Source organism: Rhodococcus sp. NPDC057014 (genome assembly GCF_042673295.1).
GTDB lineage: Bacteria > Actinomycetota > Actinomycetes > Mycobacteriales > Mycobacteriaceae > Rhodococcus_F.
The window spans coordinates 1-15133 of sequence record NZ_JBHUSF010000058.1 but is presented as its reverse complement, the minus strand read 5'-3'; the positions used below and the strand labels follow the sequence as shown (position 1 = coordinate 15133).

The window sequence follows — 15133 nt, the reverse complement described above, 5'->3', positions numbered from 1 at the left end:
GTCGTACAAGTCCGTACGCGTCAATACTGCAAGATGTCCTCCGACATGGCACGCGTTACCCGACGGTACATACAGTGCTATCGGGGCGTGCAGACGACGACGGGGATTGTGCGGTCCGTCCAGGCCTGGTAGTTGTCGAAGTCCGCGTACATGTCGACGAGCCGCGGCCACAGCCGTGCGCGTTCCTCGGGGTCTGCGATATGGGCGGTCATCGGCCGGACCCGCGACTTCACCTGGACCGTCACCTGCGGGTTCGCGCGCAGGTTCAGGTACCACATCGGGTGCTTCGGGAGGCCGCCCTGCGACGCGACGAGGACGATGCGGTCACCGTCCTCGAGGAACAGCAGCGGGCTGATCCGGGGCTCGCCGCTCTTGCGGCCGGTGGTGGTGAGCAGGCAGACGGGCAACCCGCGGGGGAAGGCGCTGCCCACGCGCCACTTGCCGCCCAGTCGCCCGCCCGTCCGCCGGTACAGCACGACGTTGATCTTCGATATCCACTTGATAAAGGAGACCGTCCACTGCGAGTCGAGGCCGGCCGGTCGAGCGGAGCGAGGGGAATCTGGCTCGGGTCGAGCGGGCGCGTTCATCGGGCGGCCCTAGATCCGCTCGATGATGGTGCCGGTGGCGAGGGCGCCGCCGGCGCACATCGTGATCAGGGCCGTCGACCCGTCGGTGCGTTCGAGTTCGTGCAGCGCCGTGGTGATGAGCCGGGACCCGGTGCTGCCCACGGGATGTCCGAGCGCCAGTGCGCCGCCGTTGACGTTCACCCTGTCCATGTCGGGCTCGTGCACCGACGCCCACGACAGCAGCACCGAGGCGAAGGCCTCGTTCACCTCGAACAGGTCGAGGTCGCCGATCTTCATGCCGCTCCGTTCGAGGACGCGTGCCGTGGCCTGGACGGGTCCGTCGAGGTGGAATTCGGGTTCGGAGCCGACGAGCGCCTGGGAGATGATGCGGGCCCGCGGTTTCAGGCCGAGGGCGCGCGCCCGGGCCTCGTCCATCAGCATGACGGCGGCGGCGCCGTCGGAGATCTGGGAGGAGGTGCCTGCCGTGTGGATGCCGCCCTCGAGGACGGGCTTCAGCGTGGCGAGTGACTCCGCGGTGGTGTCGCGCAGACCCTGATCGCGCGTCACGACCCGCGTCTCACCGGTGGGGTTGCCGTCCTTGTCGACGACGGGCGCCGTCACCTGCAGCACCTCCCGGTCGAAACGTCCCTCGTCCCACGCCTGCTTGGCGCGGGCCTGCGAACGCACTCCGAGGGCTTCGACGTCGGTGCGGGTGATGCCGCGGCGGCGGGCGATGCGCTCGGCGGCCTCGAACTGATTGGGCATGTCGATGTCCCAGTCGGCGGGTCTGCGTGGTCCGGCGTTCTCCCCGACGTTCGCCCCGAGCGGCACCTGGCTCATGGCCTCGATGCCGCAGGCGATTCCGACGTCGATCGCGTCCGTGGCGATCAGGCCTGCGATCAGATGGTTGGCCTGCTGCGCGGAGCCGCACTGGCAGTCGATCGTGGTGGCGCCGACCTGCCAGGGCAGTCCGGCGTGCAGCCACGCGGTCCGGGTGATGTTGTTCGATTGCGCACCGGCCTGGGTGACGCAACCACCGATCACCTGCTCCACCAGTTCGGGGTCGATGCCGGAGCGGTCGAGGATGCCCCGCTGAGCGGCGCCGAGGATTTCGGCGGCGTGCAATCCGGACAGCCAGCCACCGCGCTTTCCGATGGGGGTGCGAACTGCCTCGACGATGACGGGTGTGCCCACGGCGGGCTCCTTTCCTTGTTCTCAGAAAATAGAACAGGTTCTGCTATCCGGGCAAGGTCTGAATGAGCTTTCCTTTGCTAGTCGCCCGGCTTGTGCTTCAATGCTAGTAGAACGTGTTCCACATCACTGAGTGGTGTATGGCTTAGGGCAGGAGACAGCAGTGGCGCAGCCCAATCTTCCAGAGGGTTTCGACTTCACCGACCCGGACATCTACGCAGAACGCATCCCCTACCAGGAGTTCGCCGAACTGCGGAAGACTGCGCCGATCTGGTGGAACCCGCAGCCGCCGGAGATCGGTGGCTTCCACGACGACGGCTACTGGGTCGTCAGCAAGCTCGAAGACGTCAAGGAGGTGTCGCGGCGCAGCGACGTCTTCTCCACCCACGAGAACACCGCGATCGTGCGCTTCGCCGACGACATTCCGCGCGAGAACATCGAGATGCAGCGCTTCATCCTCATCAACAAGGACGCGCCCGAGCACACCAAGCTGCGCAAACTCGTCTCCCGCGGTTTCACGCCCCGCGCGATCAACAGTCTGCGCGAAGAACTCACCGAGCGCGCCGAGAAGATCGTGAAAGAGGCCGCCGAATCGGGAGCCGGCGACTTCGTCACCCAGGTGGCGTGTGAGCTTCCGCTGCAGGCGATCGCCGAGTTGCTCGGCGTGCCGCAGGAAGATCGGCTGAAGGTGTTCGACTGGTCGAACCAGATGACGGGCTACGACGACCCCGAACTGGACATCGACCCGCAGGCCGCGTCGATGGAAATCCTCGGCTACGCGTATCAGATGGCGGACGAGCGCAAGAAGTGCCCCGCCGACGACATCGTGACGACGCTGATCGAAGCGGACATCGATGGAAATGAGCTCTCTCCGGAGGAATTCGGCTTCTTCGTGATCCTGCTGGCGGTCGCGGGCAACGAGACCACCCGCAATGCCATCACACACGGCATGATGGCGTTCCTCGACCATCCCGATCAGTGGGAGCTCTACAAGAAGGAGCGCCCCAAGACGGCGGCCGACGAGATCGTCCGGTGGGCGACGCCGGTCAACTCGTTCCAGCGCACCGCTCTCGAGGACACCGAGCTCGGCGGCGTGCAGATCAAGAAGGGTCAGCGGGTCGTAATGCTGTACGGTTCCGCGAATTTCGACGAGGACGCCTTCGAGAATCCGGAGAAGTTCGACATCCTGCGGGAGAACAACCCGCACGTCGGCTTCGGCGGCACGGGCGCGCACTTCTGCCTCGGAGCCAACCTCGCCCGCCTCGAAATCGATTTGATCTTCAATGCGATTGCGGATCACCTGCCCGATATCAGTAAGCTGGGAGATCCGCGGCGGTTGCGCTCGGGCTGGCTCAACGGTATCAAGGAGTTTCAGGTCGATTACAAGACCGCCTCAGGCGGTTGCCCGGTCAGACACTGACCCCCTGATTCAGCGGCGTCGGAGGGCACCCTCATCCTCTCCGACGCCGCTGTTCCCTTTCTGTCCGAGGAGGGTGGGAGCAGGTCATGACTGTGCGGTCCGTCGTCCACGACCTGGGTGCCGGTTTCTCGGCGCCGGGAGACCCGCGTGTCACCGCCGCCCTCGGCGCGTTCCTTCGCCGCCTGGACGACACGCCCCGACTGCTCGGGTTCGGCGAGCCTCTGCACGGGGAGGAGGGTTTTCTGCTGCTCCGCAATCAGATGTTCCGGTACCTCGTCGAACGCGAGGGCTACCGTTCCATCGCGATCGAAAGCAGTTGCCTGAACGGGATACTCGTCGACACCTTCGTGAGGGGCGCCAGCGGCCCGCCGTTCGACGACGTCATGGAACACGGTTTCAGCCACGGCTTCGGTGAGTCCCGGGCCAACCGCGACCTGATCCGATGGATGGCCGACTACAACAGCCGACGCGAACCCGAGGAGCACGTGCGGTTCTTCGGTTTCGACGGCCCCATCGAGATGACGTCCGCCGACAGCCCCCGGCAGGCCCTGATCTTCCTCGACACCTACCTGCGGTCCCACCTCGACGCGAGGGATCTGCCCTGCACTCCGGAGCGGATCTCCGCGCTGATCGGCGACGACGACCGCTGGAGCGACCCGGCCGTCGCCATGGACCCGACCCGATCCGTCGGTGCCACCGCCGAGGCCGGGCAGTTGCGTCTGATCGCCGACGACCTGATGACGCTGCTGGCGTCGGAGGCGCCTCGCCTCGTCGCTGCGGGCACGCGTGACGACTGGCGGGAGGCCGAACTGCACGGCCGTGTCGCCGCCCGCCTGCTCAGCTATCACGCCGGAATGGCGGAGAACTCCCCACGCCGCATCACGAGGCTCCTCGGGATCCGCGACACCCTCATGGCGGACAACCTGTCCGCGCTGGTGCGGCGGGAGGCCGATCGGGGCCCGACGTTCGTGTTCGCCCACAACGGCCACCTGCTGAAGGGGGAGACCCACTGGGATCTCGCCGGAATGCACCTGCGCTGGTGGTGCGCCGGCGCCCACCTGGACCTGCGATTCGGCGGCGCGTACACCGTCATCGGGTCCGCGGTCGGCGAGGCGCCCGGTCACGGCATCGGACAGCCGCCACCGGGCACCCTCGAGGATCTGCTCTTCGCGGTCGGCGAGAGTTGTCTCGTGCCTGCCGCGGCGGTGGCGGACGCCGTCCGCGGCGCGGAGAAGCGCGCCGACCCGTCGAGCAACTCCACGTACTTCCCGCTCGACCCCGCGTGCCTCGGCGAACTCGACGCCGTCCTCTTCGTCCGGCACCTCGACGAGGCCGTCGGGTGATCCGAATCCTCAGGCCTTGCGCAGTGTCTTCATCGCCCGTTCGACTTCCCAGAAGGCCCGCAGCGACGTGATCTTGCCTTCGTCGTTCACGCGGTAGACGAACACGCCCTCGGCGTCGATCTGCGATCCCGCCACCGTGGACCGGATGGTCCCGATGTTCACGTTCTCGTTGCCGCACACCAGTGAATCGGTGATGAGGAATTCGAGCGATTCGGTGGTCGCGATCGTCATGTCGTAGAACCGGGAGATCGCGTCGAGGCCGTGGTGCCCCTTGCCTTCGGGGTCGAAACCCGAAGGGCCGACGGGATCTTCGACGCACGCGTCCTCGGCGAACAGGGCCAGCCATTCCTCTTTGCGCCTGCCGCTGGCGGCCGCGCGGGACGCCTGCCCGGCGAGGCGGGCGGGATGGTCGGTCGTCGTCATGTCCACACTCCTATCCGATGTACTGATCGGCGAATTTGCGCAGCGACTCCTGCTTGGCGTCCAGGGGTCCGTCGAAGCCGATGCCGTCGAACACCCACGGGACGACGATCGTGTCGGTCACTCCGGCGTCCGCGAGTTCGGCGTAGCCGTCCTTGCCGAAACGGTCGATGCAGACGGTCTGGATCTCGTACGGCAGTTCGGCGCGGCCGTACTCCTGCCGCAGTTCCCGCAGTCGCGCGATGACCTGCACGAGATCGTCGAACTTGATCATCGCCGACGTCCAGCCGTCACCGACCCGGGCCGCGCGGCGCAGGGCCACGTCGGTGTGGCCGCCGACGTAGAACGGCACCGGCTTCGTCGGGGCCGGGCTCATCTGCAGGCGGTCGAAGTCGTAGAACTCACCGTGATACTCGACCATCCCGCCGCCGAGGATCAGCTTGATGACGTCGATCATCTCGTCGACGCGGGCGCCGCGTTTCGCGTACGGCACCCCGCACCATTCGAATTCCTCGGGTGCCCAGCCGATCCCGACACCGAAACCGAACCGGTTGCCGATCAGGTTGGCCACCGATCCCACCTGGCGGGCCAGGAGCACCGGATTGCGGGACCCCAGCTTGAGGACCTGGGTGTAGAACTCGATCGTCGACGTCACCGCGCCCATGGCGGCCGCCGCGATCAGCGGATCCACCCACGGCGTCTCCTCGGTCCACATCCGGGAGCCGTCCGGTGTGTACGGGTAGTCGGCGCTCTGCTTCTCCATGAAGAACAGCGAGTCGGGGAGTGCGATGGACGAGAACCCGCACTCCTCGGCTGTTTTCGCGAGAGCCGGCAACTGATCGAGGGGATTCATGGCGATGCCGACGGTGAATTTCACTGGTGACGTCCCTACTACTAGTTGTTCGGCCGGTCGGAACCGACCACCCACATCGAGAAGTACTGCGAACCGCCGCCGTAGGCGTGGCCGAGTGCCTTGCGCGCGTCCTTCACCTGGTGGTCGCCGGCGCGGTGCATCACCTGCATCGCCGCCTCGGCGAACCGGATCATCCCGGAGGCGCCGATCGGGTTGGACGACAGGACGCCACCCGACGCGTTGAGCGGAAGCCGCCCACCGATGGCCGTCTCGCCGGCCTCGGTGAGCTTCCAGCCCTCGCCCTCGGCGACGAAGCCCAGATTCTCGAGCCACATCGGTTCGAACCAGGAGAAGGGGACGTAGATTTCGGCGACGTCGATCTCGTCGAGCGGATCCTTGATGCCCGCGGCCTTCCACAGCGCGGCCGACGCGTCCCGGCCCGCCTGCGGATTCACTTGGTCGCGTCCGGCGAACGTGGTGGGCTCGGTGCGCATCGCGGTCGCGTGAATCCAGGCCACCTCACGTCCGTCCGCAACGACCTGCTCGGCGGCCTCCTCGTTGCCGATCACCAGCGCGCAGGCGCCGTCCGAGGACGGGCAGGTCTCGTCGTAGCGGATGGGGTCCCACAGCATCTGCGAGGCCTGCACCGATTCGAGGGTGATGTCGGGCTGCTTGAGATGGGCGTACGGGTTGAGGCTGCCGTTCAGCCGGTCCTTCACCGCCACCATCGCGCCGACGTGATCGGGTGCGCCGGACCGCCGGATGTACGAGCGGACGTGCGGGGCGAAGTACCCGCCCGCGCCCGCTCCGACCGGCATGTGGAACGGAATGGGGGTGGACAGCGCCCACATGGCGTTCGACTCGGACTGCTTCTCCCACGCCACCGTCAGGACCCGCTTGTGCACTCCCGACTTCACGAGGCTCGCCGCCACGCAGGCGGTCGAACCGCCGACCGAACCCGCCGTGTGCACACGCAGGAGCGGTTTGCCGTTGGCGCCCAGTGCGTCCGACATCGCGAGTTCCGGCATCATCGACCCCTCGAACAGGTCGGGGGCCTTGCCGATCACGACGGCGTCGATGTCGTCCCAGCCCACCCGCGCGTCTTCCAGCGCGCGGTCGATCGCCTCGCGCACCAGCCCGGCCATGGACACGTCGTGCCGCTTCGCCACGTAATGGGTCTGACCGGTGCCCAGTACGGCGGCCAATTGATTCGCCATCAGTTGCGTCCCTCCAAGACTGCGACCAGATTCTGTTGCAGCACAGCACCACTCGTGGCGTGCGCCAGCGTGCGCCCGGCGTTGCCGTCCATGATGGCCTTGGCTGCGTAACCTATGCGTTCGAGACCCGCCGAGAACATCGGGTTCCCGCTCAGCGGGCCACCCGACGGATTGATCGTCGTCGCCTCGGACAGCCCGATCGCCTCGCGGAGAATCAGTTCCTGATGGGTGAACGGGCCGTGCAACTCGGCCACGTCGATGCCGCCGACGTCCCCGCCGGTGGCCGCCCGCGCCGACGCCGCCGTCGACGGCGAGACCGTCAGGTCACGGGCACCGAAGTTCGGGGAGTCGATCCGATGCTCGATCCCGGTGATCCACGCCGGTCGCTCGCACAGCTCGCGGGCACGGTCTCCGGCCGCGAGAACGACGGCGGCGGCGCCGTCCGTGATCGGCGCGCAGTCGTGGGCGCGCAAGGGGTCCGCGACGAACGGGCGGGCGAGCAGCGCGTTGATGTCGACGTGCCCCGACAACTGAGTGTTCGGGTTGCTCTCCGCCGCCGCCCGGCTGCGGGCCGCGACGGCGGCCATCTCCTCGGCCGTCCACTTCCCGGCGTCGAGTCCGAGGCGGGCCTGCAGTCCGGCGAGCGAGACGGAGTCGAGGGCGAGAGGCGCGACCAGGTAGGGGTCGAGTTGCATGGACAGGACCTTGCGGAGGTTGCCGGCCGAGGACTTCCCGAACCCGTACACCAGGGCCGTGTCGACCTCGCCGGTCATGATCTTGATCCAGGCCTCGTAGAACGCCCAGGCGGCGTCCATCTCCACGTGCGACTCGTTGATCGGCGGTACCGCGCCGATCGAGTCGACCGCGGAGATGAACGAGAACGCACGGCCGGCCAGGTAGTCCGAAGATCCCGAACACCAGAAACCGATGTCGGACTTGGTGATCCCGAGATCCTCGTACAGCTGCTGGAAGCAGGGGACCAGCATCTCGACGCCGTTGGTGGTGCCGGTGGTCTCACGCACGTGGGGTGCGTGCGCGAACCCGACGACTGCGATATCTGTCATTGTGCCGCGCCCTCACAGGTGGTGTTTGTAGGTGTCGTACTCGGCGTCGGGCTCACCCGTCGGCCTGAAGTACTCGATGTTCTCGAGCGTGTAGCCCCACTCCTCGCGGGGCTTCCACTTGGCTTCCACGCGCATGCCCATCCGCACGTCGGCGGCGTCGCAGTCGAGGATCAGGTGCAGGAACGCGATGTCCGCGCCGTCGAGCAGCACGTACGCGGCGACGTACGGCGGCGTGATCCGCTGCCCGAGGAACGGGACGTTCACGATGCAGAACGTCGTGACGATGCCCCGGTCCGGCAGTTCCACCTGCTCCTTCGTGGGGATGCCGTCGGTCGGGTTGGCGCTGCGGGGCGGGATGTACACCTTGCCGCCCGGCCCGGTGCGGCCACCGATCAGCTTGCCCTCCTTCAACCCTCGGAGGTAGAAGCTCTCCTCGGCGGAGGCGGAATGCATGTAGTCGAGATCGATGGGGGTGGTGACCATCGTGACCGCGTCCGACTCCTGAGACGGTCCGGGTTCGCCGGCCGACTCCCCGGGTTCGAAGCACACGATGTCCTGGATCCGGCCGACGCGGTCACGCGCCCATCGCGCCCGCACCCGCATGCCGGTGCTCATTCCGGCGGGGGAGTGGACGTCCACGGCATGCACCAGAGAAGTGTCGGCGCCGTCCAATGTGATGAGGGCCCATGCGAAGGGAGTGGTGAGAGGTTGCCCGGCAATGGGTTCCGGCATCCACGTCCAGCTCACCACCGTCCCGGCGTCGGACACCCCGACGAAGTCGGTGAGGGGTTCGGCGGTGTCCGGGTCGAATTCGGGCGGTGGGACGTAGACGCGTCCGTCCGAGCCGCGGGCGCCGATGACCTTGCCGTCGCGCAGCGCGGTCACGAAGGCGCCGATGGTCGGGCCCACCGATCGGGTGTAGTCGAATTGAAGTTTCAGCGGGGCGCTCAACGGTTCGTTCGAGAATTTTTCGGCCACCGCGCTCTTTCCCATGCTCACAACTTCGAGTAGAACAGGTTCTAGTGTTTGTGGCAAGGGTCACTTCTGACGACGGTCGATGCGGAGGCACACGATGAAGCTCGGGTTGCAACTCGGATACTGGGGCGCACAGCCGCCCACCAACGCCCCGGAGTTGATCGCCGCCGCCGAAGCAGAAGGATTCGACGCCGTCTTCGCCGCCGAATCCTGGGGATCCGACGCCTTCACCCCCCTCGCCTGGTGGGGATCGAGCACCGACCGCGTCCGCCTCGGCACGTCCGTCGTGCAGATCTCCGCGCGCACACCCACCAGCACCGCCATGCACGCCCTCACCCTCGACCACCTCAGCGGCGGCCGCGCCATCCTCGGCCTCGGCGTCTCCGGGCCGCAGGTCGTCGAAGGCTGGTACGGGCAGCCGTTCACCAAACCGCTCGCCCGCACCCGCGAATACGTCTCCATCGTCCGCAAGGTGCTGTCGCGGCAGGAACCCGTCACCAGCGACGGCCCGCACTTCCCCCTGCCCTACACCGGACCCGGCAGCACCGGACTCGGGAAACCGCTCAAACCCATCACCCACCCCCTCCGCGCCGACATCCCGATCTGGCTCGGCGCCGAAGGCCCCAAGAACGTCGCGCTCACCGCCGAGATCGCCGACGGCTGGCTCGCCATCTACTACTCACCCCGTCTCGCCCCCATGTACAACGAATGGCTCGACGAAGGCTTCGCCCGCCTCGGCGCCCGCCGCACCCGCGAAGACTTCGAAGTCGCGGCCACCTGCCAGGTGATCGTCACCGACGACCGCGCCGCCGCCATCGCCGGCCTCAAACCGATCACCGCCCTCTACGTCGGCGGCATGGGCGCCCCCGAACTCAACTTCCACGCCCAGGTCTACACCCGCATGGGCTACGGCGAGCAGGTCGACGAAATCGGACGCCTCTTCCGCGCAGGCCGCAAAGACGAAGCCGCCGCCGTCGTCCCCGACGACATGGTCACCGAAACCATGATCATCGGCAACGTCGACGAAGTCCGCGCCGACGTCAAACGCTGGGCCGACGCCGGCGTCACCATGCTCCTCGTCTCCTGCCGCGACGCCGACCACGTCCGCGAACTCTCCGCCGCGGTCCTGGGCTGACCCCGCCCGCCCCGGCTGCCCCCTCCGGGTCTTGGTCTTCGGACGAACGGGACGCTCGTTGCGTCAGATCGAACGAGCGTCCCGTTCGTTCGAGCCGGGTAGGTGAAGTTATCCACAGGCACGCAGATTCGGCCTGTCGTGTCGCACCCTCCGCTGGCAGCATGAGGTGATGCGACGGGGGATTTGGGGACAGCGGCCGGAGTTGCTCGATCAGGTGGGGGTGGCCGGCGTCGTCCGGACGTCGGAACTCGAACGCCTCGGATTGGCGCGATCGACGATCTCGGCGCGCTGTCGGTCCGGCGGACCGTGGCAACGGCTGCTGCCGGGGATCGTGCTCCTCCAGAACGGGCAGCCGTCGTTCCAGCACAGGGTGTTGGCGGCGCTACTGTTCTGCGGCCGGAACTCACTCGTCACGGGACGTTCCGCTCTGCGGTGTCACGGATTCGGGAGCTACTCCGGTGACGTGGATGTACTCGTCGCGGTCGATCGTCGGGTGCAGTCCACGGGTTTCGTCAAGGTCGAACGCACGTCGCGTATGCCCGAGGCCGAGTTGCGCGGAGATGTCGCCTGCGCGCCGTTGCCGAGAGCCCTGCTCGACGCCGCACGCAGGTGCACGACCGTCGACGCGGCGCGCGCGACGATCGCGGAAGTCGTCCAGCGCGGAGCGGTCACGGCGGATGAACTCGCCGTCGAACTCGACGCCGGAAGTGGTCGTGGATCAGCCATCCCGCGAATTGTTCTGCAGGAAATGAAGGCCGATGTGCACTCGGTCGCCGAGGCCCACGCGCGCCGGCTGTGGCTGCGCAGTGGCCTTCCCGAGATGGTGTTCAACAGGAAGATCGTCGACATCGACGGACGGTTCATCGCGATGCCGGACGGTTGGATCGACGAGGTCGCGCTCGCGTGGGACATCGACTCGCTCGATTGGCACCTCGCACCTCGGCAGTACAAGCACACCGTCGAGCGGCGGACACGCATGCAGAACGCCGGCATCATCGTGCTACCGACCTTGCCGAGCGCTGTCCGCGACCAGCCTGAGCAGGTCGTCGCCGACCTGAGGGCTCACTTCGAACTCGCTGCGTCGCGTCCCCGGCCGAGCGTTCGGATGTTGTCCTAGCCGCCCCGCCTGCGGGACGAACGGGACGCTCGTTCGATCTAACGCAACGAGCGTCCCGTTCGTCCGGAAGGGGGCGGGGCGGGCTCGGCGAGGGGGAGGGGTCAGCGGCCCTCGAACTTCGGCGCCCGTTTCTCGGAGAAGGCGCGGGGGCCTTCCTTCGCGTCGGCGCTCGTGAAGACCTCGGTGCCGAGGGCGGCGTCGATCCGGAAGGCTTCTTCCTCGTGCATGCCTTCGGTGTCGCGGATGGTCTTGAGGATCGCCTGGACGGCGAGGGGGCCGTTGGCGGAGATGAGGTCGGCGAGTTCGAGGGCCTTGTCGAGGGCCTGGCCGTCGGGGACGACGTGCCCGATGAGGCCGATCTCCTTGGCCTCGGGGGCCTTGATGTGACGTCCGGTGAGCAGGATGTCGGCTGCGACGGTGTACGGGATCTGCCGGACGAGGCGCACCGCGGAGCCGCCGAGGGGGAACAGACCCCATTTTGCTTCGGACACACCGAATTTGGCGCTCTCGCCGGCGACGCGGATGTCGGTGCCCTGCAGGATCTCGGTGCCGCCGGCGATGGCGGGACCCTCGACTGCGGCGATGAGGGGTTTGGTGAGGCGTCGTCCCTTCAGTAGCGCCTCGATCTTGGACAGGTCCCAGTCGCCGCCGGAGAACGAGTCGCCGGGGTGCTGAGACGTCATGGCCTTGAGGTCGGCGCCCGCGCAGAATGCGCCGCCTGCGCCGGTGAGGATGGCGACCCGGATGTCCGGGTCGGAGTCGACCTGATCCCACGCGTCCCGCATGATCGCCATCATTTCGCCGGACAGCGCGTTCTTCGCCTCGGGGCGGTTCATCGTGACGATCAGGACGTGCCCGCGTTTCTCGACGAGGCAGTGCGGCGACTGTGCCGAAATGTCGGATTTCTCGGTCGTTGTAGAGGACACTGAAGTCTCCCGAAGGGTGTGTGAGCTGGCTCTCAAATTGGGTCTTGCCAGAAACGGTAACACGTTCTACTTTGTTGACGTGGCCCTTAATATCGCAGACCTCGTAGAGCACGCAATCGACCTCGTTCCGGACCGCGTCGCGTTGGTGTCCGACGACCGGGAAGTGACGTACGCGCAGATGGAGGAGAGGGCCAATCGCCTCGGCCACTACCTGCGTGAACAAGGTGTCCGGCCCGGTGACAAGGTGGGCATCTACTGCCGCAACACCATCGAGGCCATCGAGGCCATGGTGGCGGTCTTCAAGATCCGCGCGGTGATGGTGAACGTCAACTACCGGTACATCGAGAACGAGTTGCAATACATCTTCGACAATTCGGACATGGTCGCGCTCGTCCACGAACGCCGGTACTCCGACAAAGTGGCGAACGTGCTCCCCGAGGCGCCGCTCCTGAAGACCACCGTCGTGGTCGAGGACGGCACCGATCTCGATTACGTCGGTGTCGAGTACGAGGCGGCGCTGGCGCAGGGTTCCCCCGACCGCGATTTCGGCGAGCGCAGCAATGACGACCTGTACATGCTCTACACCGGTGGCACCACCGGAAAGCCGAAGGGCGTGATGTGGCGCCACGAGGACGTCTGGCGGGTGCTCGGCGGCGGCATCAACTTCATGACCGGTGAATACGTCGAGGACGAGTGGGATCTCGCGAAGCTCGGGGCCGAGAGCCCCGGCATGACCCGCTTCCCGATCCCGCCGATGATCCACGGCGGCAGCCAGTGGGCGGTGTTCCAGAGTCTGTTCGGCGGCGGAAAGTGCGTCATGCACCCCGAATTCGACGGCCACGACGTGTGGCGGATCGTCGACCAGCACAAGGTCAACCTGATCTTCATCACCGGTGACGCGATGGCGCGCCCGATGCTCGACGCGCTGGTGGAGGGCAACGAGGCGAGCGGCGAACCCTACGACCTGTCGTCGCTGTTCCTGATGGCGAGTTCGGCGGCGCTGTTCTCGCCCAGCATCAAGGAGAAGTACCTCGAACTGCTGCCCAACCGGATGATCACCGACTCGATCGGTTCGTCCGAGACCGGTTTCGGCGGTCTCAGCGTGGTCGCGAAGGGCGATTCACATGGTGGCGGCCCGACGGTGAAGATCGACGCGTCCACCTCCGTCCTCGGCGAGGACGGCAACCCGGTCGAACCCGGCTCCGGCGTGGTCGGCATCCTGGCGCGCCGGGGGCACATCCCGATCGGCTACTACAAGGACGAAGAGAAGACCAAGGCCACGTTCAAGGAGATCAACGGCATCCGCTACTCCATCCCGGGCGATTTCGCGCAGGTGGAGGCGGACGGGACGGTGACGATGCTGGGCCGCGGCTCGGTGTCGATCAACAGCGGCGGCGAGAAAATCTTCCCCGAAGAGGTCGAGGGCGCACTGAAGTCGCATCCCGACGTCTTCGACGCCCTGGTTGTGGGTATTCCCGACGAACGCTTCGGCCAGCGCGTCGCTGCGGTCATCCAGACCCGCGGAGCGGCGCGCCCGAGTCTGCACGAGATCGCGGACGCGGCCCGCAAGGAGATTGCGGGATACAAGGTTCCGCGCAGTCTGTGGTTCGTCGACGAGATCAAGCGCTCGCCGGCGGGCAAACCCGACTACCGCTGGGCCAAGGAACAGACCGAGACCCGCCCGGCCGACGACCACAACGGCAACGGTTCGCCCGAAAGTAAAGGCGCGTAAATGCACACGAGTCTGAGCGAGAAGTTCGGCATCGAGTACCCGGTCTTCGGGTTCACGCCGTCCGAACACGTGGCGGCGGCGATCTCCCGCGCCGGCGGCCTGGGCGTGCTCGGCTGCGTCCGGTTCAACGACCCCGAGGAACTCGAAGCCGTCCTGTCCTGGATGGACGAGAACACCGACGGCAAGCCGTACGGCGTCGACATCGTGATGCCCGCCAAGGTTCCCACCGAGGGCACGTCGGTGGACCTCGAGTCGCTGATCCCCGCGGAACACCGCGCGTTCGTCGACCGGACCCTGTCCGAGCTGGGGGTGCCGCCGCTGGATTCGGGTGCCGAACACGCGACCGGTGTGCTCGGCTGGCTGCACTCGGTGGCGCGGTCGCACGTCGACGTCGCCCTGAATCATCGAATTGCGTTGATCGCCAACGCCCTCGGCTCGCCGCCGAAGGACGTCATCGACCAGGCGCACGAGAAGGGTGTTCCGGTGGCCGCGCTGGCCGGCGCCGTGGAGCACGCGCGCAGGCACGTCGCGAACGGTGTCGACATCGTCATCGCGCAGGGGTACGAGGCCGGAGGACACACCGGGGAGATCGCATCGATGGTGCTGGTACCCGAGATCGTCGATGCCATCGGTGATTCCGCCGCAGTTCTGGCTGCCGGTGGCATCGGCAGCGGACGTCAGGTCGCCGCCGCGCTGTCGCTGGGAGCGGGCGGGGTGTGGATGGGGTCGTACTGGCTCACCACCTCCGAATACAAGCTCGGCAGCGCGTCGGCCGAGGGCCCGTCCGCCATCCAGCGCGCCCTGCTCGGCGCGACATCCGCCGACACGGTGCGGTCCCGGATCTACTCGGGCAAGCCGGCGCGCCTGCTCAAGACCAAGTGGACCGACGCGTGGTCGAAGCCGGACGCGCCGGCGCCGCTGCCGATGCCGCTGCAGAATCTGCTGGTCAGCGAGGCGCATCAGCGGATCGCCGCGTCGGAGAACCCGGATGTCGTGGCGATGCCGGTGGGGCAGATCGTCGGGCGGATGAACGAGATCCGGCCGGTGGCCGACGTGATGGACGAATTGATCAAGGGCTTCGACTCGGCGGTCTCCCGCCTCGACAGTTTCCGGTAGCCGCAGGTGAGTGGCAAAGTTTGCGCCAGCACACTTTGCCACACACCTGGGGGAGTAT

The 15133-nt window shown here is 67.1% G+C and carries 14 protein-coding genes; 6 read left to right on the top strand and 8 right to left on the bottom strand.

The features are described from left to right. Positions 1-77: 77 nt before the first annotated feature. Entirely contained in the window at positions 78-587 is a 510-nt protein-coding gene (locus ACFTZB_RS14535) for a nitroreductase family deazaflavin-dependent oxidoreductase (RefSeq protein WP_378432485.1), read from the bottom strand. Positions 588-596: 9 nt separating this feature from the next. Then, the gene (locus tag ACFTZB_RS14530; RefSeq protein ID WP_378432484.1) at positions 597-1760 is read right to left on the bottom strand and encodes a steroid 3-ketoacyl-CoA thiolase; all 1164 of its coding nucleotides are present in this window, start codon (positions 1758-1760) and stop codon (positions 597-599) included. Positions 1761-1920: 160 nt separating this feature from the next. On the opposite strand from ACFTZB_RS14530, the gene ACFTZB_RS14525 reads away from it, so the two are divergent. Together ACFTZB_RS14525 and ACFTZB_RS14520 are read left to right on the top strand one after the other, a co-directional pair. Beyond that, complete coding sequence (locus ACFTZB_RS14525) at positions 1921-3177, top strand: cytochrome P450 (RefSeq protein WP_378432483.1); 1257 nt, start codon at positions 1921-1923, stop codon at positions 3175-3177. An 86-nt stretch (positions 3178-3263) separates the two neighbouring features. Then, positions 3264-4520, top strand: a complete 1257-nt coding sequence (locus ACFTZB_RS14520) for an erythromycin esterase family protein (RefSeq protein WP_378432482.1) — start codon at positions 3264-3266, stop codon at positions 4518-4520. A gap of 9 nt (positions 4521-4529) precedes the next feature. On the opposite strand, the gene ACFTZB_RS14515 is transcribed toward ACFTZB_RS14520, so the two are convergent. Genes ACFTZB_RS14515 through ACFTZB_RS14495 form a run of 5 tightly spaced genes read right to left on the bottom strand, consistent with a single transcriptional unit; the run spans position 4530 to position 9067 of the window. Then, positions 4530-4943 (bottom strand): nuclear transport factor 2 family protein, encoded by a 414-nt coding sequence (locus tag ACFTZB_RS14515; protein WP_378432480.1) that lies wholly within the window; start codon positions 4941-4943, stop codon positions 4530-4532. Between the two features lie 10 nt (positions 4944-4953). Next, a complete protein-coding gene (locus tag ACFTZB_RS14510) occupies positions 4954-5817 on the bottom strand; it encodes a TIGR03619 family F420-dependent LLM class oxidoreductase (RefSeq protein WP_378432479.1) in 864 nt (287 codons plus the stop codon). Positions 5818-5834: 17 nt separating this feature from the next. Further along, a complete protein-coding gene (locus tag ACFTZB_RS14505; RefSeq protein WP_378432477.1) occupies positions 5835-7010 on the bottom strand; it encodes a thiolase domain-containing protein in 1176 nt (391 codons plus the stop codon). Beyond that, positions 7010-8074: a thiolase domain-containing protein gene (locus ACFTZB_RS14500; RefSeq protein ID WP_378432476.1), complete on the bottom strand. Its 1065-nt coding sequence runs from the start codon at positions 8072-8074 to the stop codon at positions 7010-7012. Before ACFTZB_RS14500 ends, ACFTZB_RS14505 begins: the two co-directional genes overlap by 1 nt. A gap of 12 nt (positions 8075-8086) precedes the next feature. Continuing rightward, positions 8087-9067, bottom strand: coding sequence for a Zn-ribbon domain-containing OB-fold protein (locus ACFTZB_RS14495; RefSeq protein ID WP_378432509.1), 981 nt, complete (start codon positions 9065-9067; stop codon positions 8087-8089). A 79-nt stretch (positions 9068-9146) separates the two neighbouring features. On the opposite strand from ACFTZB_RS14495, the gene ACFTZB_RS14490 reads away from it, so the two are divergent. After that, the gene (locus ACFTZB_RS14490; RefSeq protein WP_378432474.1) at positions 9147-10184 is read left to right on the top strand and encodes an LLM class F420-dependent oxidoreductase; all 1038 of its coding nucleotides are present in this window, start codon (positions 9147-9149) and stop codon (positions 10182-10184) included. 169 nt (positions 10185-10353) lie between these two features. Beyond that, a complete protein-coding gene (locus tag ACFTZB_RS14485; RefSeq protein WP_378432472.1) occupies positions 10354-11301 on the top strand; it encodes a hypothetical protein in 948 nt (315 codons plus the stop codon). A gap of 101 nt (positions 11302-11402) precedes the next feature. Here ACFTZB_RS14485 and ACFTZB_RS14480 read toward each other — a convergent pair whose 3' ends face one another. Beyond that, entirely contained in the window at positions 11403-12227 is an 825-nt protein-coding gene (locus ACFTZB_RS14480; RefSeq protein ID WP_378432471.1) for a crotonase/enoyl-CoA hydratase family protein, read from the bottom strand. Positions 12228-12306: 79 nt separating this feature from the next. Between ACFTZB_RS14480 and ACFTZB_RS14475 the strand changes: the two genes are divergently transcribed. Both ACFTZB_RS14475 and ACFTZB_RS14470 read left to right on the top strand, forming a co-directional pair. Beyond that, positions 12307-13959 carry an acyl-CoA synthetase gene (locus ACFTZB_RS14475; protein ID WP_378432508.1) on the top strand — a complete coding sequence of 551 codons (1653 nt, stop codon included), beginning with the start codon at positions 12307-12309 and terminating at the stop codon, positions 13957-13959. After that, entirely contained in the window at positions 13960-15075 is a 1116-nt protein-coding gene (locus ACFTZB_RS14470; protein WP_378432470.1) for an NAD(P)H-dependent flavin oxidoreductase, read from the top strand. The last annotated feature ends 58 nt before the right edge of the window (positions 15076-15133 follow it).